The 268-nt window shown below is 70.5% G+C and carries 1 protein-coding gene; it reads left to right on the top strand.

Going from position 1 to position 268, the window contains the following annotated elements; all coding sequences use genetic code 11:
• On the top strand, positions 1-268 hold a 268-nt coding region (locus WDW90_RS39630; RefSeq protein ID WP_336493059.1), incomplete at both ends, for a hypothetical protein.

Genomic DNA, 268 nt, shown 5'->3' on the forward strand with positions numbered 1-268 from the left:
GGCCCGCACGGCCGATCTCAAGCCCGCGATGGTGATCCACGACGAGACCGGAAAGCCGCTGAAGCTGACGCGCGGCTCCGAGGCCCGCTACTTCCTGCCCGTCGACGCCATCATCGGCTTCGATCCGGGCGCGAAGGTCAAGGCCGGCGACATTCTGGCCCGCGTCTCGACGGACTCGGCCAAGACCCGCGACATCGCCGGCGGTCTGCCGCGGGTGGGGGAGCTGTTCGAGGCGCGTCGTCCGAAGGACGCGGCGATCATCGCCGAG

Source organism: Methylobacterium nigriterrae (assembly GCF_037106235.1).
GTDB classification, from domain to species: Bacteria; Pseudomonadota; Alphaproteobacteria; order Rhizobiales; family Beijerinckiaceae; genus Methylobacterium; species Methylobacterium nigriterrae.